The sequence below is a fragment of the Haladaptatus sp. AB618 genome, assembly GCF_024136965.1.
Taxonomy (GTDB): domain Archaea; phylum Halobacteriota; class Halobacteria; order Halobacteriales; family Haladaptataceae; genus Haladaptatus.
This window is the reverse complement of sequence record NZ_JAMYJX010000001.1, coordinates 532907-553439: the sequence shown is the minus strand read 5'-3', so window position 1 is coordinate 553439 and position 20533 is coordinate 532907. Positions and strand designations below refer to the sequence as shown.

At 63.1% G+C, this 20533-nt stretch carries 28 protein-coding genes; 15 read left to right on the top strand and 13 right to left on the bottom strand.

Annotated features, from left to right (window positions below; genetic code table 11):
- Positions 1 to 28: 28 nt before the first annotated feature.
- Positions 29 to 364 carry a hypothetical protein gene (locus NKF26_RS02895; RefSeq protein ID WP_253225253.1) on the top strand — a complete coding sequence of 112 codons (336 nt, stop codon included), beginning with the start codon at positions 29 to 31 and terminating at the stop codon, positions 362 to 364.
- On the opposite strand, the gene NKF26_RS02890 is transcribed toward NKF26_RS02895, so the two are convergent.
- Positions 358 to 1608 (bottom strand): DNA double-strand break repair nuclease NurA, encoded by a 1251-nt coding sequence (locus NKF26_RS02890; protein WP_253225252.1) that lies wholly within the window; start codon positions 1606 to 1608, stop codon positions 358 to 360. The two genes, NKF26_RS02895 and NKF26_RS02890, sit on opposite strands and share 7 nt — an antisense overlap.
- 214 nt (positions 1609 to 1822) lie before the next feature.
- Positions 1823 to 1963, bottom strand: coding sequence for a hypothetical protein (locus NKF26_RS02885; protein ID WP_253225251.1), 141 nt, complete (start codon positions 1961 to 1963; stop codon positions 1823 to 1825).
- Between the two features lie 162 nt (positions 1964 to 2125).
- On the opposite strand from NKF26_RS02885, the gene gpmI reads away from it, so the two are divergent.
- A complete protein-coding gene (gpmI, locus tag NKF26_RS02880) occupies positions 2126 to 3646 on the top strand; it encodes a 2,3-bisphosphoglycerate-independent phosphoglycerate mutase (protein WP_253225585.1) in 1521 nt (506 codons plus the stop codon).
- A gap of 44 nt (positions 3647 to 3690) precedes the next feature.
- Here gpmI and NKF26_RS02875 read toward each other — a convergent pair whose 3' ends face one another.
- The 7 genes from NKF26_RS02875 to NKF26_RS02845 all read right to left on the bottom strand — a co-directional run bounded on the left by NKF26_RS02875 (position 3691) and on the right by NKF26_RS02845 (position 10299).
- Positions 3691 to 3894 (bottom strand): HVO_0649 family zinc finger protein, encoded by a 204-nt coding sequence (locus tag NKF26_RS02875; protein WP_253225250.1) that lies wholly within the window; start codon positions 3892 to 3894, stop codon positions 3691 to 3693.
- 176 nt (positions 3895 to 4070) lie between these two features.
- Positions 4071 to 4853 (bottom strand): inositol monophosphatase, encoded by a 783-nt coding sequence (locus tag NKF26_RS02870; RefSeq protein WP_253225249.1) that lies wholly within the window; start codon positions 4851 to 4853, stop codon positions 4071 to 4073.
- A gap of 53 nt (positions 4854 to 4906) precedes the next feature.
- Positions 4907 to 5713: a carboxylating nicotinate-nucleotide diphosphorylase gene (gene nadC / locus NKF26_RS02865; protein WP_253225248.1), complete on the bottom strand. Its 807-nt coding sequence runs from the start codon at positions 5711 to 5713 to the stop codon at positions 4907 to 4909.
- Positions 5703 to 7181: an L-aspartate oxidase gene (locus tag NKF26_RS02860; RefSeq protein WP_253225247.1), complete on the bottom strand. Its 1479-nt coding sequence runs from the start codon at positions 7179 to 7181 to the stop codon at positions 5703 to 5705. The genes nadC and NKF26_RS02860 overlap by 11 nt, the downstream gene beginning before the upstream one ends.
- Positions 7178 to 8311, bottom strand: a complete 1134-nt coding sequence (gene nadA / locus NKF26_RS02855) for a quinolinate synthase NadA (RefSeq protein WP_369682114.1) — start codon at positions 8309 to 8311, stop codon at positions 7178 to 7180. The genes NKF26_RS02860 and nadA overlap by 4 nt, the downstream gene beginning before the upstream one ends.
- A gap of 152 nt (positions 8312 to 8463) precedes the next feature.
- Positions 8464 to 8679, bottom strand: a complete 216-nt coding sequence (locus NKF26_RS02850) for a hypothetical protein (RefSeq protein WP_253233971.1) — start codon at positions 8677 to 8679, stop codon at positions 8464 to 8466.
- Positions 8680 to 8703: 24 nt separating this feature from the next.
- Positions 8704 to 10299, bottom strand: coding sequence for an amidohydrolase (locus NKF26_RS02845; RefSeq protein WP_253225244.1), 1596 nt, complete (start codon positions 10297 to 10299; stop codon positions 8704 to 8706).
- Between the two features lie 83 nt (positions 10300 to 10382).
- Between NKF26_RS02845 and NKF26_RS02840 the strand changes: the two genes are divergently transcribed.
- Positions 10383 to 10859, top strand: a complete 477-nt coding sequence (locus tag NKF26_RS02840; protein ID WP_253225243.1) for a hypothetical protein — start codon at positions 10383 to 10385, stop codon at positions 10857 to 10859.
- Positions 10860 to 11066: 207 nt separating this feature from the next.
- Here the strand turns inward: NKF26_RS02840 and NKF26_RS02835 are convergent, their stop codons facing one another.
- Together NKF26_RS02835 and NKF26_RS02830 are read right to left on the bottom strand one after the other, a co-directional pair.
- Positions 11067 to 11333, bottom strand: a complete 267-nt coding sequence (locus tag NKF26_RS02835) for a hypothetical protein (protein ID WP_253225242.1) — start codon at positions 11331 to 11333, stop codon at positions 11067 to 11069.
- Between the two features lie 104 nt (positions 11334 to 11437).
- The gene (locus tag NKF26_RS02830) at positions 11438 to 12349 is read right to left on the bottom strand and encodes a winged helix-turn-helix domain-containing protein (protein ID WP_253233970.1); all 912 of its coding nucleotides are present in this window, start codon (positions 12347 to 12349) and stop codon (positions 11438 to 11440) included.
- 147 nt (positions 12350 to 12496) lie between these two features.
- Here NKF26_RS02830 and NKF26_RS02825 point away from each other — a divergent pair, with 147 nt between their 5' ends.
- The 11 genes from NKF26_RS02825 (at position 12497) to NKF26_RS02775 (ending at position 19279) form a co-directional block, all read left to right on the top strand.
- A complete protein-coding gene (locus tag NKF26_RS02825) occupies positions 12497 to 13735 on the top strand; it encodes a translation initiation factor IF-2 subunit gamma (RefSeq protein ID WP_253225240.1) in 1239 nt (412 codons plus the stop codon).
- Complete coding sequence (locus NKF26_RS02820; protein ID WP_066140944.1) at positions 13735 to 14112, top strand: PIN domain-containing protein; 378 nt, start codon at positions 13735 to 13737, stop codon at positions 14110 to 14112. The genes NKF26_RS02825 and NKF26_RS02820 overlap by 1 nt, the downstream gene beginning before the upstream one ends.
- A gap of 1 nt (position 14113) precedes the next feature.
- A complete protein-coding gene (locus NKF26_RS02815; RefSeq protein WP_066140942.1) occupies positions 14114 to 14686 on the top strand; it encodes a DNA-directed RNA polymerase in 573 nt (190 codons plus the stop codon).
- 2 nt (positions 14687 to 14688) lie between these two features.
- A complete protein-coding gene (gene spt4 / locus NKF26_RS02810) occupies positions 14689 to 14886 on the top strand; it encodes a transcription elongation factor subunit Spt4 (RefSeq protein ID WP_066140939.1) in 198 nt (65 codons plus the stop codon).
- 4 nt (positions 14887 to 14890) lie between these two features.
- A complete protein-coding gene (locus tag NKF26_RS02805; RefSeq protein WP_253225239.1) occupies positions 14891 to 15442 on the top strand; it encodes a DUF359 domain-containing protein in 552 nt (183 codons plus the stop codon).
- Between the two features lie 46 nt (positions 15443 to 15488).
- The gene (locus tag NKF26_RS02800; protein ID WP_253225238.1) at positions 15489 to 16145 is read left to right on the top strand and encodes a hypothetical protein; all 657 of its coding nucleotides are present in this window, start codon (positions 15489 to 15491) and stop codon (positions 16143 to 16145) included.
- Between the two features lie 79 nt (positions 16146 to 16224).
- Complete coding sequence (locus tag NKF26_RS02795; protein WP_066140930.1) at positions 16225 to 16548, top strand: 30S ribosomal protein S24e; 324 nt, start codon at positions 16225 to 16227, stop codon at positions 16546 to 16548.
- Positions 16548 to 16682 (top strand): 30S ribosomal protein S27ae, encoded by a 135-nt coding sequence (locus tag NKF26_RS02790; RefSeq protein WP_253225237.1) that lies wholly within the window; start codon positions 16548 to 16550, stop codon positions 16680 to 16682. The genes NKF26_RS02795 and NKF26_RS02790 overlap by 1 nt, the downstream gene beginning before the upstream one ends.
- Entirely contained in the window at positions 16683 to 18302 is a 1620-nt protein-coding gene (locus NKF26_RS02785; protein WP_253225236.1) for a bifunctional N(6)-L-threonylcarbamoyladenine synthase/serine/threonine protein kinase, read from the top strand. It abuts the gene before it with no gap.
- Positions 18303 to 18430: 128 nt separating this feature from the next.
- On the top strand, positions 18431 to 18703 hold the full coding sequence (locus tag NKF26_RS02780; RefSeq protein WP_253225235.1) for a DUF5808 domain-containing protein: 273 nt from the start codon (positions 18431 to 18433) through the stop codon (positions 18701 to 18703).
- A 39-nt stretch (positions 18704 to 18742) separates the two neighbouring features.
- Positions 18743 to 19279, top strand: a complete 537-nt coding sequence (locus tag NKF26_RS02775) for an XTP/dITP diphosphatase (RefSeq protein WP_253225234.1) — start codon at positions 18743 to 18745, stop codon at positions 19277 to 19279.
- A gap of 25 nt (positions 19280 to 19304) precedes the next feature.
- Here NKF26_RS02775 and NKF26_RS02770 read toward each other — a convergent pair whose 3' ends face one another.
- Positions 19305 to 19775, bottom strand: coding sequence for a hypothetical protein (locus NKF26_RS02770; RefSeq protein WP_253225233.1), 471 nt, complete (start codon positions 19773 to 19775; stop codon positions 19305 to 19307).
- Positions 19776 to 19894: 119 nt separating this feature from the next.
- Here NKF26_RS02770 and NKF26_RS02765 point away from each other — a divergent pair, with 119 nt between their 5' ends.
- Positions 19895 to 20005 carry a PGF-CTERM sorting domain-containing protein gene (locus NKF26_RS02765; protein WP_253225232.1) on the top strand — a complete coding sequence of 37 codons (111 nt, stop codon included), beginning with the start codon at positions 19895 to 19897 and terminating at the stop codon, positions 20003 to 20005.
- Positions 20006 to 20044: 39 nt separating this feature from the next.
- Here the strand turns inward: NKF26_RS02765 and NKF26_RS02760 are convergent, their stop codons facing one another.
- Positions 20045 to 20515 (bottom strand): hypothetical protein, encoded by a 471-nt coding sequence (locus NKF26_RS02760; protein WP_253225231.1) that lies wholly within the window; start codon positions 20513 to 20515, stop codon positions 20045 to 20047.
- Between the last annotated feature and the right edge of the window lie 18 nt (positions 20516 to 20533).

Here is a 20533-nt window from a genome sequence, read left to right as displayed (position 1 = left end):
TTTATCCTCCCGAGTCCTACTGAGTGCTATGTTGCTCGTTCGCGGCGAGGCGGGAGGGACGACCCTCACAGGAACGCTGTACGAGCGGGGTGAACGCTCACCCACGTTCAAGGGCGCGCCGGACGAAGACGCGCCGTACGTATGGGTCTGCGACGAGTTCTATCAGGTCGAGAGCGGCGGGACCTCCCAGATGGTCTCCGGCAAGGAGGTTCACGTCGCGTTCGAGACCCCGATGCCGCGCGGGTTCGACACCCGTGACCAGGCCCTCGACGCCGCCGAAGAACACATCCGAACGCAGTTCGCCCGCATCGGCGTGGACGAGAGCGAAGTCGAGTTCTCGATGGAGAAGGGCGAACTTCAGTAATTGAGTCCCCAACGGACGTTGTTGTAGTTTTCGTCCAGTTCGCTGTCGAACGACCGCTCGAAACTCCGTAGCAACGAATAGGTGCTGTTGCGCCCGATTCGGGCGAGTGAGTCGGCTTTCGAGATAACGGTCGGAGGCCCTCGAGAGATCGCGATTTCTTTCAACACCTGTCGTTCGATACGACGACGACACGTCTCGTCGCTCGTGAAGACCCTGGGCGCTTCGATTTTGAACAGCAGATCCTGCCGCGGGTCGTAGATGACACAGAACGTCACGTCGTACTGCTCCGGTGCGAACTTCCGGTCGATGTATCGGGTGGCTTCGTCACCCCCGAAAAAAGCGTCCGAACCGGCCCGGGAGACGAACCAGTTCGTCAGCGTCAGGTCGTCGGTCAATCGCTCATACTCCCCATCGGTGACCTCACCGCGTTCGAGAACCTGCGAGAAAAACGCGGCGTCGTGTGCCCACGGCGTGTTCACGCCTTTCTCCCGAAGGGTCCGGATTATCGACCGCGCGGAGATGTTCTTGACGAATCCCGCCAACGGCACGTCGCGGTCGGCGAACGTCTCGACCAATTCGACGTAGTTTTCGAGAATCGTCCGTACTTCCTTCGATTCCTCGAACAGGTCCGGAAGAATCGAACCGCGGTCACGCCAGCGGATGATTCCTTTCGGGTACACCGGCCCGTCCAGCAGGAGAAGATCCGATACGTCCTCCGTGTGGTCGAGCGCGTGTCTGCTTTCCGCGCGGTACAGCGCCAGCGCGTGGACGATGTCCTGTTCGAACTCGTCCCGCCGTGGCGCGTGTACGATACGGCGTTTACTTCCCTCGTTGTACGATTCCCACTCGGTACCGAATTTTGGCTCCACATCGTTCGTGTGGAGCGCCTTGACCACCGTGCGCGAGTCGTGCAGGTCGAGGTCGGACGGCGACGAACTCATCGCCGCGTGGGCCACATCGACCACCAGTCCGTTCTTGAACACCTTCGGGTTGATGCTCCCCGAATCCAACCCGTGCATCGTCTCGAACTGATCGGTTTCCAGCGCGAGTTCCTCGATGTTCGCACACCGGCGTTCGAGGTCCGTTAGCGGCGCGAGGACCTCCGTCCCGTCGTGGTACAGCGGGTCGAGATAGTTCTCCCAGACCTCCCGTGCGAGTTCCCGATGGTTGCGCTCTTCCCCTTCGTACTCTATCCTGTCCGCCAGTTCGGCGATGCCGTCGAAGTGAACGGGGTCGAGTGTCATGCTCGGTCCAACCCGGTCCACCCCGAAAAAAGATACCGTTCTTCGATACGTGAAACGAGTCGGTTCGGACACGGTCGAACCGGCGTTAAAATGTCAAAGTTTCATGCTGTCGCAACGAATAAAACGCTCCGTTCCCTACTCGGTTCCGTCGAGCGACGCGCTCGGCGTTACAACAAAAGTGGTAGATTTCGGGCGGATGGACGTCTGATGGCCGTTATCCGCCCGAGTTCCGCTTTGCTATCAGTACTCCGACGGCGACGAGTATCCACCCGCAGTCGTTTCGACTGGCGATGATCGTCGCGCCAGCGGTGATGAGCGCCACGGAAACCCCGTTCGATGGTGCCCCATTGGGCATAATATCACCCGTCGTTTGGAACGAGCGAGTACAAGCACCACCGCCTCGATAGTTAAACGAATTCTTACGTGGAGTGAAAGTGAACGAAAGCGCCCCACGGTCACGGTCGCATTTTCCACCGCAGGCGAAGACTTGTTACCCCGCCCCGACGACGAATCGAATATGAAAGCGGGACTCATCGTCCTCGACGGTTGGGGATTGGGAAGCGAAGACGGCGGCCGGAACGCCATCGAGGCGGCGGACACGCCGAATTTCGACCATCTCGCGGAGTCGGGCGCGTACGGCACGCTCGACGTGACGGGGCGGCGGGTCGGACTACCCGACGGCCAGATGGGGAACAGCGAGGTCGGACACCTGAACATCGGCGCGGGACGTGTGGTCAGACAGGAGTACACGCGAATCAGCGACGCCATCGCGGACGGTGAGTTGGACGAAAACGAGGCCATCATCGGCGCGCTCGATTACGCCGACGAGCACGACGGCCGGGTCCACTTCATGGGCTTGGTCAGCGAGGGTGGAGTCCACTCCGACCAGAAACACCTGTACTCGCTCATCGAACTCGCGGCGGACCACGGTGTCGAGGCCGTCACCCACGCCTTTACGGACGGACGGGATACGTCGCCGGAGAGCGGGGCGGGCTTCCTCGGGGAATTACAGGAGGTCATCGACGAGCAGGGAACCGGCGAGGTCGCCACCGTCTCCGGGCGCTACTACGCGATGGACCGCGACCAGAACTGGGAGCGGACGAACCGAGTCTACGACGCCATCGTCAACCGGGACGCGGAGTTCGAAGCCGGAACCGCAGTGGAGGCCGTCGAGAACTCCTACGACCGCGGCGACACGGACGAGTTCGTGAAACCGACGCTGGTGGCGGACGGTCCCGAATTGGCGGACGGCGATGCGGTCGTCTTCTTCAACTATCGCTCGGACCGCGCCCGGCAACTGACGCGGATGATCGCGGATATCGACCCGGTGTGGACGTTCGACACGCATCCGCCGGACGTGGAGTTCGTCATGATGACCCAGTACGACCCCGATTTCGATCTTCCCGTTGCGTTCCCACCGCATCAACCCGAGGACACGCTGGGCGAGGTGCTTTCGGAGCACGGCCTGACACAGCTTCGTCTCGCGGAATCGGAGAAGTACGCCCACGTGACCTACTTCCTGAACGGCGGACGGGAGATCGAGTTCGACGGCGAAATCCGGCGCATCATCCAGAGTCCGGACGTACCGACCTACGACCAGCAACCGGAGATGAGCGCCGAGGAAGTGACGGACACGGCCATCTCGGTCATCGACTCGGACGACCCCGACGTGCTCGTGTTGAACTACGCGAACCCGGACATGGTGGGCCACACCGGCGATTTCGACGCCGCCGTCGAAGCCGTCGAGGCGGTGGACGAACAACTCGGGCGACTCGTGGAAACGCTCGAAGCACACGGGGCACACGTCCTCATCACGGCGGACCACGGCAACGCCGACGACATGGGAACGCCGGACGACCCGCACACGGCACATACCTACAACCCTGTCCCGCTCGTCTACGTCTCCCCGAACGGCGACGACGACGGAAAGACGGTTCGAAGCGGCGGATCGCTCTGTGACCTCGCGCCGACGCTCCTGTCACTCATCGGCGTCGAACAGCCGGGCGCGATGACCGGCGAATCGTTGTTGGAAAACTAGTCAGCAACCGCCTTTAGCGGCCGTCAGTCACCAATCGGTACCGGCTACCGCTCGCCGTATCGAAGCACACGCGTGTCGACGTTGCCACACGACGGGCAGATGTGCTGGTAGTGGATTTCGTGGCCGCGTTTCGTGACGCGCCAGTGAGTGTCCGTATCGATGTATCCACACTTGATGCATTTGTGCTCCTTGTGTTCGTAGTGCTGACGGAGTCGGTCGAATGGCGACCGGCTCGACCTAGTTGCCATACGGTATGCTTTGTCATGGCACCACATAACCATATCGATTATTCGAGATGTTTGGTCGTTATTCTGACGCGAGCCCATGCTCGATTTCGACCGGTGTTTCCCACCATTGAAGCGGAGCGACCCGGCGAGGAAGCCAATCGAATCGATTGACAGATCCACCGAAACAGGGAGTCGAATCAGAAGAGGGATTCCAACGCCTCGAACACGTCGTCGTTGGCCGCCGCGAGGTACAGTCCGTCCTCGCGCATCAGCCTCGCACCGCTTTCGCCCGCGAGCAACCACCCCGCGTGCTGTTCCACTGTGTCGGGATGGAAACAGACGACGGCTTCCAGTTTGCCGCGCGCGAGCAGTCCCCAATCCAGTGCGGGTGCCCAACTGCGCCACACCCGTTTACAACGAGTTCCGACCTCGGCTTCCAGTCGGTCGGCCGTCCCCCGCAGTTCGTCGTCCCGAAGCGCGTCCAACCCGAGGACGAACGACACCGTCGCGTTGTCGCTCGCAACGGCGCTTTCGGCTCGAATCCGCTCGCCGTTCAGGGTGGCACCGCCGTCCCGTCGAGCGACGTACGTGTGATCGTGGAGCGGGTCGCACACCACCGACAACACGGGAACGTCCCCACGGAGGAGCGCGAGTGCAGTCCCGAAGTACGGAATCCCCGAACAGAAGTTGTTCGTCCCGTCGAGTGGGTCCACGACCCAGCGGTACGCGCCCGAACCCGACCGCCGTCCGGACTCCTCGGCGTAAATCGCGTGATCCGGGAATTCGTCGGTCAGAACGTCCAAAATCCGCGTCTCCGCTTCCCTATCGGCGAGCGCCTTCACGTCGTCCGGGCCGTACTCCGCGGCGAGCGATTCGGTCTCGAACTCGGACACGAGATACTCGCCCGCGAGTTCACACGCCCGAACGCCCGCCGCCTCGAACGAATCGAGGCGGCGCTCGTCCGGAAGATCGTTTTCCATAGTAATAGTTGTCATCGAGCGGTAAAATCCGTCCCGGTCCCGGTCGCCCGATTTCACCCGGTACGGAACGAGAAGTCCAGCGACGGCGCGCTGTGGGTCAACGCGCCGATGGAAATCACGTCCACGCCGGTTCCGGCGTAGTCGGGGACGGCTTCGAGGTCGATACCGCCGCTGGCTTCGGAGAGGACGCCGTCGGGAAGGAGTTCGACGCCCGTTTCGACTGCTTCGGGGGGAAGGTTGTCGAACATGACGATGTCCGCGCCCGCCTCCGCCGCGCGACGACCGTCCTCCGGTCGTTCGACCTCCACCTCGATTTTCGTGGCGAACGACGCCAACTCCCGGAAGTGCTCGATCGCGCCGACCATCCCCATCTCCTCGATGTGGTTGTCCTTGACCATGACCATGCCCGACAGCGTGAGGCGGTGCGTGTCGCCGCCACCGGCGGCGACCGCCCGCTTTTCGATGCCGCGCAGGCCGGGCGTGGTTTTTCGTGTTCCTGCAATCGCCACGTCGTCGCTGACGAGTCGCGCGGCGGACACCGCTTCGGCCGTCTTCGTGGCGATTCCGGAGGCGTGACCGACGAGGTTGACCGCGATTCGCTCCCCGCGGAGCACGTCGGTCGCCGGGCCGTGGACCTCGAAGACGGTTTCGCCCACGTCCACGTTCGCGCCGTTCTCGACCAGCGGGTTCGTCTCGCAGTCGAGGTAGTCGAACACGGCCAGCGCGGCGTCCAACCCGGCGACGACGCCGGACTCCCGCGCGACGAGTCGCCCGACGGTCTTTCCTGGAACGTGGTTGGTCACGTCGTGGTGGCCCACGTCCTCGCGGAGCCATCGCTCGACGTCGCTATCAGTCAGCATGGATTTCCTCCACGTGGTGACAGCCGACGGATTCGGCGTCCATCGCGTCCCGGGCGATGAGCAGGGCGACGACGCTCGCGTGTCGGAGTTCGTACAGGTCCCGTGCGGTTCGGGTTCTGGCGTAGGCGTCCACCTCTCCTTTCAACCGCCGAATCGCGGCGGTCGCCCGTCGGAGGTCGTCGGGATTCCGCGAGAGGCCGACGTACTCGTCCATCACCTGTCGGAGGCGGGTGAACTTGTCGCGGGCGAACCCGGCGGGAAGCGCCGGGTCGCTGTTCAGTAATTCCGGGGTTTCGACCGGTTCCGGGCCGGTCGAAACGTCTGCCGCGCGCTCACCCGCGCGGAGACCCCAGACCAACCCTTCGAGAAGGCTGGTCGAGGCGAGGCGGTTCGCGCCGTGAACGCCGGTCCGCGCACACTCGCCGACCGCGAACAAGCGGTCGAGGCTCGTCGTTCCGTGGTCGTCCACCTCGATGCCGCCGCAGAGGAAGTGCTCGCTCGGCGCGACCGGAATCGAGTCGTGGGATACGTCGCGCTCGTCGCATTTCTCGGCGAGGTCGGGGAACGTCCCCGCGAAATCCAGCGGCGTCGTATCGAGGACGACTTCGCCGGTTCGGTCGCGTTCGCGCTGGACCGCGCGGGCGACCACGTCCCGCGGCGCGAGTTCGGCGTCCGGGTGTTCGTCGACCATGAACCGCTCGCCGTCGGCGTTCCGGAGGACTGCGCCCTCGCCGCGAACGGCTTCGCTGACGAGGAAGGGGTCGTCTCCGCTATATGCGGTTGGATGGAACTGCACGTACGCCATGTCCCTCGTCTTCGCCCCCGCCAGCGCGGCCATGGAGATGCCGTCACCCGTCGCCGAATCGGGGTTCGTCGTGTGGTCGTACAGTGCGCCGACCCCGCCGGTGGCGAGTAACGTGGCCCCGGCGAAGACGGGCCAAATTTCGCCGTCCCGTTCGAGCATCGCGCCGTGAACGCGACCCTCGTGGGTCACGAGCGTGAGCGCGGCGGTGTCCTCCGCGACGGTCACGCGCGGATGGGAATCGAGATGGGAGAGGAACGGGCCGAGAACGTGCTGGCCCGTGCTGGCGTCGATGTGGAGGATTCGCTCTTCGGAATGGGCGGCCTCCCGCCCGTAATCGTACCCCTCGCCGTCCGAGTCGAAGGTGATGCCGAGCGTATCGATGAGCACGTCCTCGACGGCGTCGTTCGCGTTCTCGACCAGTACGTCGACCGCTTCGGCGTCGGCCGTGTCCGCGCTCGCCGACAGGACGTCGGCGTGGAACGCCTTCGGATCGTCTCGGGTGACGGCGATACCGCCCTGTGCCCAGTGCGTCGAAGCGTTTTCCGGGCGAGTCGCCTTCGTGGCGACGAGCACGTTCGCACCCGCACGCGCCGCGCCGAGCGCGGCGCTACAGCCCGCAATACCGCTTCCGATAACGAGGATATCGGTTTCTTCCCCGCTCATAGCTCCAGCATCCTCTCCAGCGCCAGCATGGCGAGGTCCTTTTCCTCCGGCGCGACTTCGATGACGTTCCGTTCCCGCCCTTCGACCAGTTCTTCGAGCACCCACGTCAGGTAGTTCGGATCGATCTGGCGCATCGCGTTGCAGTCCATGCAGGCGTCGCCGCAGAGCGGGAGGACGTTCACTTCGGGATGCCAGCGTTCGAGGTGGTTGACGAGGTGGATCTCCGTTCCGATGGCCCACGTCTCGCCGGGGTCGGCCTCGGCGATGGACTCGCAGATCGTCGCCGTGCTTCCGACGACGTCCGCCGCCTCCACGACCTCGCGGCGGCATTCGGGGTGGACGACGACCTTCGCATCGGGGTGGTCCGCACGAACTCGGTCGATGTGTTCCACGCCGAAGCGCTCGTGGACCTGGCAGTAGCCGTCCCAGAGGACGATCTTCGAATCCGCGATAGCAGCGGCGTCCTGTTCCTCGGGGTCCCACGGGTTCCACATCGCCGTCTCGTCCTCCAATCCGAGACGATGGGCCGTGTTCTCGCCGAGGTGTTTGTCCGGCAGGAAGAGCACCTTGTCGCCCTGCTCCAGCGCCCACTCGAAGACTCGGTGAGCGTTCGAGGACGTACAGACCGCGCCGCCCTGCTCGGCGCAGAACGCCTTCAAGTCGGCGTAGGAGTTCATGTACGTGATCGGGATGATGTTCGCGTCGGGCGCGGCCGCCTCGATTTTCGCCCACGCGGAATCAACCTGCAACGCCTCGGCCATCCCGGCCATCGGACAGGACGCCTCCATCGACGGTAGGATGACGGTCTGATCGTCGTCCGTGATGATGTCCGCCGACTCGGCCATGAACGTGACGCCGCCGAAGACGACGTACTTCGCGTCGGCCTCGGCCGCCTTCACGCTCAGTTGGTAGGAATCGCCGATGAAATCCGCGTGTTCGACGATTTCCCGCCGCTGGTAGTTGTGTCCGAGGACGACGACGTCGTCGCCCAGCGTATCGAGCGCCCGCTCGATACGCTCCGTTCGCTCTTCTTCACTCAACCCCCGATATTCCGATGGAAGCTGTTCCAGATTATCGTATTTGAACAGACTCAGCTCGGTTTCGAGGTTTGCGGTCTCCATTTTTGGCACGTTGATCCACCTGTGGTTGCACTAGCCAACAACAGCCAGTATTGAAAATATTTTCTCTTCAAAACACGGTTTCCGATTCATTCGGTTATTGATAGCGCGTGCTGTTCGCTATCCACCGCGGAATACGACTCGAAAAACGAGTTCAGTTCCCGTTATCGCCGGTCGTCGCGCGTGTCGCGGCGGGCGGCGCGTTCGGCGCTCGACCAGTCGTGATGCTCGGTCTCCTCGCGGTCCGATTCCGTATCGATGAGCCACCAGAGGACGAGCGGGCCACCGATGGCGAAGAGAAAGAAGAGGACGAAGATGCCGCCGAGTTCGGCGGCGAGGGGAATGGGGATGGGGAAGAGGATGGGGAGGGCGAAGGACATGATCGAGAACTGTCTGGAAACGGCTTAATCGTTCCGTCCGTCGAAAGCGACGACGCCGTCCACGACGGTCATCGCCACGTCGATGTTTTCGATGTCGTCGGCGTGTTTCCACGGCGAGCGGTCGAGGACGGTGAAGTCGGCCCTCTTGCCGACTTCGACGGTGCCGAGGTCGTCCTCGTCGAATCCGGCGTAGGCCGCCCCGAGCGTGTACGCGCGGAGCGCTTCCGTCACGGAAAGCTGCTGTTCCTCGACGGGCGCGTTGACGGTTTGGTGAATCCCGAGCAGTGGGTCGAGGGGCATGCAGTCGCTGCCGAACGCGAGATGTGCACCCGCATCGAGCAGAGTGCGGTAGCGGTTCGTCTGCTTCCGGCGCTCCTCGCCCAGTCGAGCGTCGTACAGGCCGCCCGGTTGCGCCCACTTCAGGAAGTTCGGTTGCACCGAGGCGATTACGCCCGACTCCGCGAACCGCTCGATCTGTTCGTCCGTCACGAGTTCGACGTGCTCGACCCGGTGGCGCTTCTCGCCCGCGTCCCCGGTCTCGTCGAAGGCGTCCAGCACGGCCTCGATCGCCTCGTCGCCGATGGCGTGGGCCGTCACCTGAAATCCGGCACCGTCCGCCCGCGTGACGATGTCGTCCAGTTCCTCGGGGGAGACGACCCACTGGCCGGTCACGTCGTCGGCGTCCGCATCGACGACCTCCTCCGCATCGGCGTACGGTTCCAAGAGCTTCGCCGTCCGACCGCCGAAACTGCCGTCGGTGAACGACTTTATCGCGCCCGTCGTCACCAACGAACTGCCGTGGTTCGTCACGAGACCGACCTCCTCCGCGGCCTCGATGTGGTCGCTCCAGTAGTTGATGCGGACGCGCATGGTCAGGTCACCCTCCAGTTCGAGTCGGCGGTACACCACCGGCGAACGGGATTGCCGACACATGTCGTGGACCCCGGTGACGCCCTTCTCGTGGGCGTCGCGCTGGGCCGCCAGCAGGAGTTCGCGGGTCGTCTCGGCGTCGGGTTCGATGGCCTCGTAGACGGCGTTGACCGCGTCCTCCACGATGACGCCGGTCGGTTCGCCGTCCTCGGTCTCGACGTCCTCCTCGGGCATCTCGTCGCCCAGTCGGTCGAGCACCACGCCGTTGACCGAGGCGACGTGCAGGTCCTCGCGGAACGCGGCGACGGGACGGGTTTCGCTCACCGAATCGAGGTCCTCGCGGGTGAGATAGCGCGACTCGTCCCACATGCTCTCGTCGAAGCCGTAGCCCAGGACCCACTCGTGGTCGTTCGAATCGCGGTCCTCGTCCAACTCGGCCAGCAGGTCGACGCAGTCGGCAGGTGAATCGGCGTCCGAGAGGTCGGCGTTCACCAGATAGCTCCCCACGGTCTGCATGTGGGTGTGCGCGTCGATGAATCCCGGCAGGAGGACGCGTCCGCCGAGGTCGATGACTTCGGTTTGGACTCCGTTCAGGAAGTTCACCTCGTACGCCGAATCGACGCGAACGATTTCCCCGTCCCGGACCGCGACCGCTTCAGGTCGGTCGTCCGCGTCGTCGTTTCCCGCCGAGTCGTCCGCGAGGGTGTGCACCTCCGCGTTCGTGAGGATCAGATCCGCTGGCGCTGTCATGGTTTCGTGGTCTGTTCGAGCGGCGATAACTGTTCGGGGTCCGTGAGGAAAGCATATACCGACGACGCGTGATTACAGCGTCGATGCGCTCGCAATTCCTCGCCGGCCTCGTCGTCGTTTCCGTCCTCCTCGCGGGTTGCAGCGACGCCGGAGTTCTCGACCGAACGACGCAGGTCGACGTCGAGAAGAAACCGGTGGAACCGAAACTCGTCGACGCGGTAAGCACGGGGGGTGGCTGTGTCCCATCACCGGCGAACCGCGTCGAAGTGACCCGGCGCAACGCGAGCGGACGGTCGCTCCTCGTCGTCACCGGAAACGTGAGCGTCCCCGACGCCGCACATTCGCTCGACCAGCCGAAACTGGTGAAAAACGGCTGGCGAGACTACATGCTCCGGGTGAATAGTCGGAAAGAAACGGGAAAAGCCGAGCGAGGGTGCCCCGCGCTGGCGAACTACACCGCAACCGTCGAAATTCCGGACGGCGGTCCGAACCGGAAATTCACGCTGACGGTCGTTCACGACGGCGACGTCGTCCAGAAGACGAACGTTACGTCCGAGTAGCGCACGGCGCACGGCCGTGCGCCGTCGCGCGAGACGACTGAACGTAGTTCTCGTGAGGTTGCAAACGGGAGCACGGAAGCGCTCCGCATCGTCATCGCAGTTGCTACAAACGAACCACAACAAAACCGGTGTCGTCTCGGTTGGAATCGACAAACGAATCCAACAACCCCACGTTCCCGCCGTAACCCGAAATCACAAACGATTCGTTCAGAGTTCCAACGCCGTAAACACGCTCGCCATCGTTCGGACGACGAGGAACGGGAGCAAGACGAGAATTCCGAAGATAGCCGCCCACGCGACGAGCATAGCGGGGAGTGTTGCACCGACCATCGCCGCACCGTAGACGAAGACGAGGCCGATAGCAAGTGCAACAGCGGTTCCGAGCACAAGCGCGAGTAGCGCGGCGAGCGCTCGGCGGACGATGTCGAAGGTGGGGTTCAGTTCAGCAAATCCGACGGTGGTTTCGTACTTCATGGTGGCTCTCCTCGTTTGAACGAAGGGGAGCTACCGACAAATATGTTAGCTGAAGAACACTTCTGTAGGATCCGATACTGAAACGCGTTCCTGTAATTTCGGTGTCAGGCGACGCTCTCGGCGTCGGTTGCCGACGGACAGCTCTGATCGATTTCGACGACGTTCATGTCGGCGTCGAGGGTGACGTCGAGGGTCTCGTCGGAAAGCGTTATCGAGACTCGGATTCGCCACGGGTCGTCCCCGAGAATCGTCGTGGTTTCGTCGCCCACACACCACGAGAGCGACCAGAACGGCTTCGTACAGAGGTCGATGCCGTGGTCGCTGTAGAACGTGACGACCCGCGACTGGTCCAGAAGCGACAGTCCGACCGTGGAATGGAGTTGGTGATGGCACTGCTCGCAGTGGTGGTCCACCCTGACCTTCGTTCCGAGGACGTTCTCCGTATCCTTCTTCACCGTCGTTCTCATCTTCCCGTTGCACTCCGGACACACCCCGTCGGCGGCGAGACAGTGGAGGTGGCGCACGCGCTGATTGAACGCGTCCATGATTTCGTCGCTGGTACGGTCGTTCAGACCGCCCGGTGGGAACGGATAGTTGCCGTGGGCCTTCCCGCAGTCGGGACAGGCCACCGTCAGCGTCTCCTCCTCGTACGTCGCTCGGAGGTGGGAACCACAGGCGGCGCACGTCTCGTCCAGTTCGATGGGGTCGAGATGCGGATGTTCGTTGAACGAACCCGCCAGCACCGCGCTCACGACCTTCTTTCCGGCCTGGCGGAAGTCGTAGCCCTCGTCGGTTCGAACGACGAAGTGGTCGGTCAGCTGTTTCAGATGGTAGTTGAACTGGGCGCTGTCGCGCATCCCGACCTCCTTTCGAAGTTCGGAAAAGCCGACTGGTCGTTCCGGGGCCTGCCAGAGCGCCTCCAGAATCGAGAGGCGCGTCTCGTTGGCGATGACCGAGAACGCTTTCGCCGGAGCAAGACAGTCCTCACACTCCTGTAACTCGGTGTCGCTGCTCATGGGAGTAGTTTCGTCGGGTAGCGGATAAAACGTTATGTGAATTACATTTTTGTAACGTCCTTGTCAGGAACTCGCTCGATGCGAGAACAGTAGGTTTATCAGTCGTTCGGGCCGAATCTACGACAAGATTACTTCAGGAGGTCAACGTTGACAGGAACACACAACCAACCGGAGGTGAATATCGGACTCGTCGGCCACGTAGACCACGGAAAGACAACGCTCGTGCAGGCTCTTTCCGGCGAATGGACCGACCAGCACTCCGAGGAGATGAAGCGGGGGATTTCTATCAGACTCGGATACGCGGACGCGACGTTCAGGCAGTGCCCTGGCGTGGACGCACCGGAGTGCTACACGGTAGACGAGACGTGCGCCGACGGTTCGGAAAGCGAACCGATTCGAACAGTATCGTTCGTGGACGCGCCCGGCCACGAAACGCTCATGGCGACCATGCTCTCGGGAGCGTCGCTGATGGACGGCGCAGTGCTCGTCGTCTCGGCCACGGAGAACGTTCCGCAGGCCCAGACCGAAGAGCACCTGATGGCGCTCGACATCATCGGCATCGAGAACATCGTCATCGCACAGAACAAGATCGACCTCGTCAGTCCCGACCGCGCGCGACGTAACTACGAACAGATTCAGGAGTTCGTGGAAGGGACGGTCGCGGAGGACGCGCCAGTCGTCCCGATCAGCGCCCAACAGGAGGTCAACATCGACCTGCTGATTCAGGCCATCGAGGAGGAGATCCCGACACCGGAACAGGACCCGAACGACGACCCACAGATGTACGTCGCTCGCAGTTTCGACATCAACCGTCCCGGCACGACGTGGGACAGTCTCACTGGCGGCGTGCTCGGCGGCAGTCTCGTTCAAGGAAAGCTCAACGCGGGCGACGAACTCGAACTCCGTCCCGGACGCGAAGTGGAAGAAGGCGGCCAAACGCAGTGGGAACCCATCCAGACCGACGTTCGGTCCCTCCAAGCGGGTGGCGAGATGGTGGACGAAGCCACGCCCGGCGGCCTACTCGGCGTCGGAACGGGTCTCGACCCGAGCCTCACCAAGGGTGACGCGCTGGCCGGACAGGTCGCAGGGACCCCCGGCAGTCTCCCGCCGACGTGGGAGCAGTTCACGATGAAAGTCGATCTGCTCGAACGTCTCGTCGGCATGGACGAGCAGAACGTGGACGAAATCAGCACGGGCGAACCGCTCATGCTGACGGTCGGAACGGCGACGACGGTCGGTGCCGTCACCAGCGCGCGCGACGACGAGTGTGAAGTCTCGCTCAAGCGTCCCGTCTGTGCGGCTGAAGGGGCGAAAATCGCCATCAACCGCCGTATCGGCGCACGCTGGCGGCTCATCGGCATCGGAACCCTCACGACCCAGAACTGATGGTTCACACCGTCGTCATGGATACCAGTGCCCTCATGATGCCCGTCGAATGTGGCGTCAGGGTGTTCGACGAACTCGACCGGCTATTGGGCCAGTTCGAGTGTGTCACCCCTCGCGCCGTCGTCACCGAACTCGACGGACTGTCACAGGGCAACGGCAAGGAGGCGACCGCCGCGAGTGTGGGAGCCGATTTGGCGACGCGATGTCGAACCATCGACCACGAGGAATCGTACGCCGACGACGCATTGGTCGAACTCGGACCCGAGTTCGACTTCGTCGTCACGAACGACGCACCCCTTCGTACACGCCTGCTCGACGCTGGCGTATCGGTAATCCATATAAGGGGGAAGAACAAACTCGCAATCACTCAACCATAGCATGTATAAACGGGCCAGATTGAAGGACACGGTCGAAGTACCTCCCCAGTTCCTCGCAGACGTTACGCCGGACCTGGTGAAACGGTTACTACAGGACAAACTCGAAGGACGGATGGACGAGGACGTCGGAAGCGTCGTCAGCGTCACCGAAGTTCACGACATCGGCGAAGGTGCAGTGCTGCCGAACCGTCCCGGCGTCTACTACGAAGCGGAGTTCGACGCGCTGACGTTCGACCCGCAGATGCAGGAAGTCGTGGACGGCGAAGTCGTCGAAGTCGTCAACTTCGGGGCGTTCGTCGGCATCGGGCCGGTGGACGGCCTGCTCCACGTCTCCCAGATTTCGGACGAATACCTCGCGTTCGACGAGGAGGGCCAAGCGCTCGCCTCCCGCGAGTCCAACCGCACGCTCGGCGTCGGCGACTCCGTTCGCACGCGTATCGTCACCAAGAGCATCGACGAACGCAACCCGCGTGAGAGCAAGATCGGTCTCACGGCGAAGCAGGTCGGCCTCGGTAAACACGGCTGGCTGAAAGAAGACCGTCAGAAGCGCCACGCGACGACGGAGAGCGAATAACGATGGCGAGCAATCGCCTCGCCTGCCGTGACTGCCACGCCGTCGTGGAGCCGGACGAGGAAATCTGTCCCGTCTGTAACTCCACCAGCCTCACCGAGGACTGGAGCGGCTACGTCTCCATCGCCCACCCCGAGGAGAGCGAAATCGGGCGGGAGATGGAAGTAACGGAGCCGGGAAGCTACGCGCTGAAAGTCAGATAGGGACGTGTCAGAAACAGTCGTCTCGCTTCCCCGCGCGTTGCGTGGAGAGCTAAAGGAACCGCTCGGACCGATTTTCACCGACGCGGAGACGCTTCTCGAATCGGCCGAGCGACCGCTAGTCGCCGTCGGCGACGTCGTCACGTATCACCTCGAATCGGCTGGCGTCACGCCGGACGTCGCGCTCGTGGACGGGATCACCAAACGCGACGCCGTCGACCCCGAAATCCGGGACGCCGTCAGCGACGACGCGCGACGCGTTCCGGTGGAGAACCCGGCCGGCGTCCTCACGGACGACCTCCTTATGGCGCTCGCCGACGCGATCGAGGCGGACGCATCGACCGTTCTCGTCGTGGACGGGGAGGAGGACCTCGCCGCGCTTCCGGCGGTGCTCGCCGTGCCGGTCGGTGGAAGCGTCGTCTACGGACAGCCGAACGAAGGGATGGTTCTCACGAGCGTCACGTCCGACCTACAAACCGACGTTGCCGACCTGTTGGCGCGCATGGACGGCGACGTCGAGCGGTTGTTCTCGCTCGTCGGTTACGCTGACCGCCGCTAACAGGAGGTGAAACAGTTTATTAGGCTGGTTTCACAATTGTATCACGATGCGGAAAAGTGGAACCGACGAGACGCGTGCGCTGGAGTTCGAGCGAACGCTCCAGCGGTTGAAACGGGAGGGGTGTAACCTCCTACTCGTCGGTTCCGTTCCGGATTCCGTGCTCTCAGCGGCAAGCCGAAAGCTGTTCGGCGACCCCGAAGAGCGTCGATTTCGCGTTGCCGTTCTCTCGGGAACGCCACGGACAGTGGTGTACGAACGATTGCCGACGACGGCGTTGGACGAGAACGCCACCGTCATCTCACACGAAGGCGTGTCGATACCACCCCACATTTCCGCGCCGGTCGTCGATGTCGATTCGGGGATTCGGGAGCTCACTAGTTCTATTTCGGAGACGATAACGTCGTTCGAGGGGTCGAGGAACTTTCAACCGGGCGAACTCCGACTCGGCCTCGACTCGCTCGGGTCGATGTTGACCCGGTACGATCCGACGCTCGTTCGGCAGTTCCTCGGCATCGTCGGTGGGCAAGTCCGCGGCGCGAACGGGATGGGTCACTACGTCCTGCCGCGACCGTACGACCACGAACTCGTGACAGCCCTCGAACCGCTGTTCGACGGCGTCATCGAATATCGCGTCGAGGCAGGACGGGAGGAGCGGTGGCATTTTCCCCATCACGACCTCCGTTCGCCGTGGCTTCCACTGTAATCGCGTTCCAGTGGAATCGCCCACTTCGAAATCCTTTTACACGCTTCGGGGAGAAGAACACTATAACTGAGTGTTACACATGGAAGTCGAAATCCTCTCACAGGAGCAAAATCCAATGCTCCACCGGACTGAAGTGCGGTTCCAGATCGTTCACGACGAGGCAACGCCCTCGCGCCTCTCGGTGCGCGACAGCCTCGCGGCGAAACTCGACAAGAACGCGGACGAAGTCGTCGTTCACGAGATGAACACGAAGTTCGGGATGCGAAAGACCGTCGGCTACGCGAAGGTCTACGACAGCTCCGAACACGCCCGTGACGTCGAGCAGGAGTACATGCTCGAACGAAACAAGATCACGGCCGACTCCGAAGGCGAGGCGGAACCGGAAGCCGAGGAGGCTGAATAATGGCGCGAAACGAACTCTACAACGACGACGGCACGACCGAGCGCGAGCAGTGCCCGCGCTGTGGCGACACGTTCCTCGCGGACCACGGTGACCGGCTTCACTGTGGCAAGTGCAGCTACACCGAGTGGAAGTAAATGCGAATCCTCGGCGTTGAGGGTACCGCGTGGGCGGCCAGCGCGTCCGTCTACGATTCGAACACCGATTCCGTTTTTATCGAAACCGACGCCTACCAACCGGAGAGCGGCGGCATTCATCCGCGCGAAGCCGCCGAGCACATGAGCGAGGCGATTCCGCGCGTCATCGAAACGGCACTCTCCGAGGCCGACGGTGATATCGACACCGATGAGCTTCGCTCATCGAGCAAACGGGCGTCGCCCGTTGATGCCGTCGCCTTCTCGCGCGGCCCGGGCCTCGGCCCGTGTCTGCGTATCGTCGGGACGGCGGCCCGCGCGCTCTCACAGACGTTGGACGTGCCGCTGGTCGGCGTGAATCACATGGTCGCCCACCTCGAAATCGGGCGGCAACGATCCGGGTTCGACTCGCCCGTCTGTCTGAACGCGAGCGGTGCCAACGCTCACGTGCTGGGCTACCGAAACGGCCGGTACCGCGTCCTCGGGGAAACGATGGACACGGGCGTCGGCAACGCCATCGACAAGTTCACGCGCCACGTCGGGTGGTCACACCCCGGCGGACCGAAAGTCGAGCAGGCCGCCGCGGACGGCGAGTACATCGACATGCCGTACGTCGTGAAGGGGATGGATTTCTCGTTTTCGGGAATCATGAGCGCGGCGAAGCAGGCCGTCGACGACGGTCACGAGATTCCGGACGTGTGCTTTTCCCTGCAGGAGAACATCTTCGCCATGCTGACCGAGGTGGCCGAGCGCGCCCTCTCGCTGACCGGCCGGGACGAACTCGTCCTCGGCGGCGGTGTCGGAAACAACGCTCGACTGCGCGAGATGCTCGCCGAGATGTGCGAGCAGCGCGGGGCGAAGTTCTACGCGCCGGAACCGCGCTTTTTGAGCGACAACGCCGGAATGATCGCGGTGCTCGGCGCGGAGATGGTCGCGGCGGGCGACACGATTCCGGTTGCCGAATCCGCGGTAAACTCGAACTTCCGCCCGGATCAAGTCGCCGTGTCGTGGCGTGGGACGGAAGCCCCCGACGTGCTTCGGCACCCCGACGAGCGCGAGGTTCGCGGCGCGGAAGCGACTGTGGACATCGGTCCCGAGCGCGTCGAAAAGCGCCGGACGCCCAAATCCTACCGCCATCCCGAACTCGACGCGACGCTTCGCAAGGAGCGCACGACGCTCGAAGCGCGCCTGACGAGCGACGCCCGACGCGCTGGCGTCCCGACGCCGGTCGTCTACGACATCGATCTCGCCGAATTTTCCATCGAGTTCGAACGCGTCGGCGAGGCGGATTTGCGCGACGAACTCACCGCCGACCGCGTGCGGGACGTGGGCCGTCACCTCGGCACGCTCCACCGCGAGGGTATCGTTCACGGCGACCCGACGACGCGGAACTTCCGGTGTTCGGCCGACCGAACCTACGCCATCGACTTCGGACTGGGCTACTACTCGGACGACGTGGAGGACTACGCGATGGATCTGCACGTCTTCAGCCAGAGCCTCGCCGGGACCGCCGACGACGCGGAGGACCTCCAGCGCGAGTTCGAATCCGCCTACGAGGAGACCGGCGACGACCTCGTTCTCGACCAACTCCGTGAGATCGAAGGCCGCGGCCGGTATCAGTGAGAACGAACTCGTTTTCGAATCCGCTTCTTCGTCCGTATCGACTCCCGAACGACATCCGAAACGGACCCTCCGTCGCCTTGCAATCCGATGCCCCAAACGCTATAATAGGTGCGGACAATGTCTATCACATGTCCGACAAAGAAACGTCAGGAACGCTCTTCGGTGTCCCGTACAACTTCGAACGCCCCAGCGTCGGGCGAATGCTCTCGGCGTACTGGAAGCCGGGCGAGGGAATGCTCGTCGAGAAACCGTTCGGCGTCGGCTACACGCTCAACCTCGCCAACTGGCGCTCGTGGGTCATCCTCGCCGTCGCCGGCCTGATGTTCTACTTGGAGAGCGAGAAGGAAGGCAAGTCCGAAGCCGAGAACGAACCCGTCGAAGTCATCGTCGACGACGACTGATTCGACGCTTCTTTTTCCCCGCACATCCCTCTCTCGCGTATGATTCGATTCGTCACCGGCAACGAGGGAAAGGTTCGGGAGGCACGCGAGTATCTGGACGACGAGGTTCGCCAGATCGACTACGACTACACGGAAGTCCAGAGCGACGACCTCGCCGAAATCGCGCTCCACGGCGCGCGCGAGGCGTTCGAGGAGACGGGCGACGACGACCCGATAATCGTGGACGACGCGGGACTGTTCATCGATTCCGTCGGCGGGTTTCCGGGACCGTACTCGGCCTACGTCGAGGACACTCTCGGCGTCGAGCGCGTGTGGCAACTCGCGGAGGGGGAGGAGAACCGCCGCGCACACTTCCGCTGTGTCGTCGCGTACTACGACGGCGAGACCGCCGAGACGTTCTCCGGCGCGGTTCCGGGCACGCTCGTCGCGCCCCGCGGCGACGGCGGATTCGGCTACGATCCCATCTTCGAACACGAAGGGAAGACGCTCGCGGAGATGAGCACCGAGGAGAAAAACGCCATCTCACACCGCGGCCGCGCACTGGCGAAGTTCGCGGACTGGTTGGCTGAGAGGTAGCGAGGGTCGTTTTCGACGTTTGCAGTTACTCCCGCGAATCGTGGTCCGGCCCCGGGTACTCCCCGCCGACCACCGCGTCGTACAGGCTCTCGGGGTCGAACAGGGTCACGAACCCGTCGGGGCGCTTCACGCTGACCGGAATCCGGCCCTGAAGCGCACTTGCCGTTTCCGCGCTCCGCAGGGAGTCGTCGTAGGAGAGGATGTGGGCCGCGTTGCCCGCGTGTGCACTGGCGAGGGCGGGATGGTCTCCGGGTGTCTGTTCCACCTCGATTCGCAGATCCTCGACCGTTTCTCGCCAGTCATCGGCCAACTCGTCGTCGGCCAGTTCACGGATGACTTCCTCGGCATCGTCGAGTAGTTCGTTGCTGGCGACGAGTTCGACCCACGAGTGTGCACGGACGATGTCCATCGCCTCGCGGGCACTGCCGCCGACGAGTACGTCCGCCGCCAACACGTCGGCATCGACGGCGAGGCGGGCGGGATTTGGGTCACTCATCGCGTCGCTCCGCGAGCGTCTTCCGAATCGTCTCGATGTCCGTTTCGAACCGCGCCGCTCGGTCGAACAGGTCGCGCCACGTCATGGTTCGACGTGTGTGGCCGAACGGGAAAACTGGTATGGATGAACGGGTGAAGGAATCGAAGAGTGAATCTGGCCAACCCGGTTTCGGCATCGGTGTCGCAGTCGTCGCGCTCGCCGCAGTGGCACTGCTCGCCCGGCGCGACTGAATTCCAAAAACACGCACTTATTTTTCGCTCGCTCGGACGTTACGTCCCTTCGACGCCGTGAATCTCGATGGACGAATCGGAGTAACTGGCTTTCACGTGGTCCCCGACCTGTGCCCGGTTGAAGTCCTCGCGTTTCGTGGAGGCGGTGTAACACCCGATCCGGTCACCACCACCCGACCAATCCTTGCTACAGACGCCGATGACGTAGCCGAACTCCTCGTATTCGTCCCGTAGGAGGTCGTTGAGCGTAGTCGAGACGTGTAACTCCCCCGGGTTGGAAAAGCGGTCAGCCCACTCCTTCGCGACGTCCATTATCGGTTCGTCGCTCGGTTTCGTTAGCCCGACGCTGACGATGGTTTCGTCACGAAGACCGCCGCTGGTTCGACGTTTGCCGGTTATCTCCTTCTTTCGGACGAATCCACCGACGGATGCAAACGCGGAACAGCCAGCGAGACCCCCGCCCACCACGGCGGCCGACAGGGATGCTAGCACGGCACGTCTCGAAGGCATACGCGAGTATTTACCTTC

Coding starts and splice junctions, on each gene's coding strand:
- NKF26_RS02875 (WP_253225250.1), bottom strand. CDS start 3,894: ATGGCAACTAGGTCGAGCCGGTCGCCATTCGACCGACTCCGTCAGCAC.
- NKF26_RS02870 (WP_253225249.1), bottom strand. CDS start 4,853: ATGGAAAACGATCTTCCGGACGAGCGCCGCCTCGATTCGTTCGAGGCG.
- spt4 (WP_066140939.1), top strand. CDS start 14,689: ATGGCGAGCAATCGCCTCGCCTGCCGTGACTGCCACGCCGTCGTGGAG.
- nadC (WP_253225248.1), bottom strand. CDS start 5,713: ATGCTGACTGATAGCGACGTCGAGCGATGGCTCCGCGAGGACGTGGGC.
- NKF26_RS02795 (WP_066140930.1), top strand. CDS start 16,225: ATGGAAGTCGAAATCCTCTCACAGGAGCAAAATCCAATGCTCCACCGG.
- NKF26_RS02885 (WP_253225251.1), bottom strand. CDS start 1,963: ATGCCCAATGGGGCACCATCGAACGGGGTTTCCGTGGCGCTCATCACC.
- NKF26_RS02775 (WP_253225234.1), top strand. CDS start 18,743: ATGATTCGATTCGTCACCGGCAACGAGGGAAAGGTTCGGGAGGCACGC.
- NKF26_RS02845 (WP_253225244.1), bottom strand. CDS start 10,299: ATGACAGCGCCAGCGGATCTGATCCTCACGAACGCGGAGGTGCACACC.
- NKF26_RS02770 (WP_253225233.1), bottom strand. CDS start 19,775: ATGAGTGACCCAAATCCCGCCCGCCTCGCCGTCGATGCCGACGTGTTG.
- NKF26_RS02820 (WP_066140944.1), top strand. CDS start 13,735: ATGGTTCACACCGTCGTCATGGATACCAGTGCCCTCATGATGCCCGTC.
- NKF26_RS02840 (WP_253225243.1), top strand. CDS start 10,383: ATGCGCTCGCAATTCCTCGCCGGCCTCGTCGTCGTTTCCGTCCTCCTC.
- NKF26_RS02760 (WP_253225231.1), bottom strand. CDS start 20,515: ATGCCTTCGAGACGTGCCGTGCTAGCATCCCTGTCGGCCGCCGTGGTG.
- NKF26_RS02785 (WP_253225236.1), top strand. CDS start 16,683: ATGCGAATCCTCGGCGTTGAGGGTACCGCGTGGGCGGCCAGCGCGTCC.
- NKF26_RS02835 (WP_253225242.1), bottom strand. CDS start 11,333: ATGAAGTACGAAACCACCGTCGGATTTGCTGAACTGAACCCCACCTTC.
- NKF26_RS02830 (WP_253233970.1), bottom strand. CDS start 12,349: ATGAGCAGCGACACCGAGTTACAGGAGTGTGAGGACTGTCTTGCTCCG.
- NKF26_RS02850 (WP_253233971.1), bottom strand. CDS start 8,679: ATGTCCTTCGCCCTCCCCATCCTCTTCCCCATCCCCATTCCCCTCGCC.
- NKF26_RS02765 (WP_253225232.1), top strand. CDS start 19,895: ATGGATGAACGGGTGAAGGAATCGAAGAGTGAATCTGGCCAACCCGGT.
- gpmI (WP_253225585.1), top strand. CDS start 2,126: ATGAAAGCGGGACTCATCGTCCTCGACGGTTGGGGATTGGGAAGCGAA.
- NKF26_RS02800 (WP_253225238.1), top strand. CDS start 15,489: ATGCGGAAAAGTGGAACCGACGAGACGCGTGCGCTGGAGTTCGAGCGA.
- NKF26_RS02895 (WP_253225253.1), top strand. CDS start 29: ATGTTGCTCGTTCGCGGCGAGGCGGGAGGGACGACCCTCACAGGAACG.
- NKF26_RS02860 (WP_253225247.1), bottom strand. CDS start 7,181: ATGAGCGGGGAAGAAACCGATATCCTCGTTATCGGAAGCGGTATTGCG.
- NKF26_RS02815 (WP_066140942.1), top strand. CDS start 14,114: ATGTATAAACGGGCCAGATTGAAGGACACGGTCGAAGTACCTCCCCAG.
- NKF26_RS02890 (WP_253225252.1), bottom strand. CDS start 1,608: ATGACACTCGACCCCGTTCACTTCGACGGCATCGCCGAACTGGCGGAC.
- NKF26_RS02780 (WP_253225235.1), top strand. CDS start 18,431: ATGTCCGACAAAGAAACGTCAGGAACGCTCTTCGGTGTCCCGTACAAC.
- NKF26_RS02790 (WP_253225237.1), top strand. CDS start 16,548: ATGGCGCGAAACGAACTCTACAACGACGACGGCACGACCGAGCGCGAG.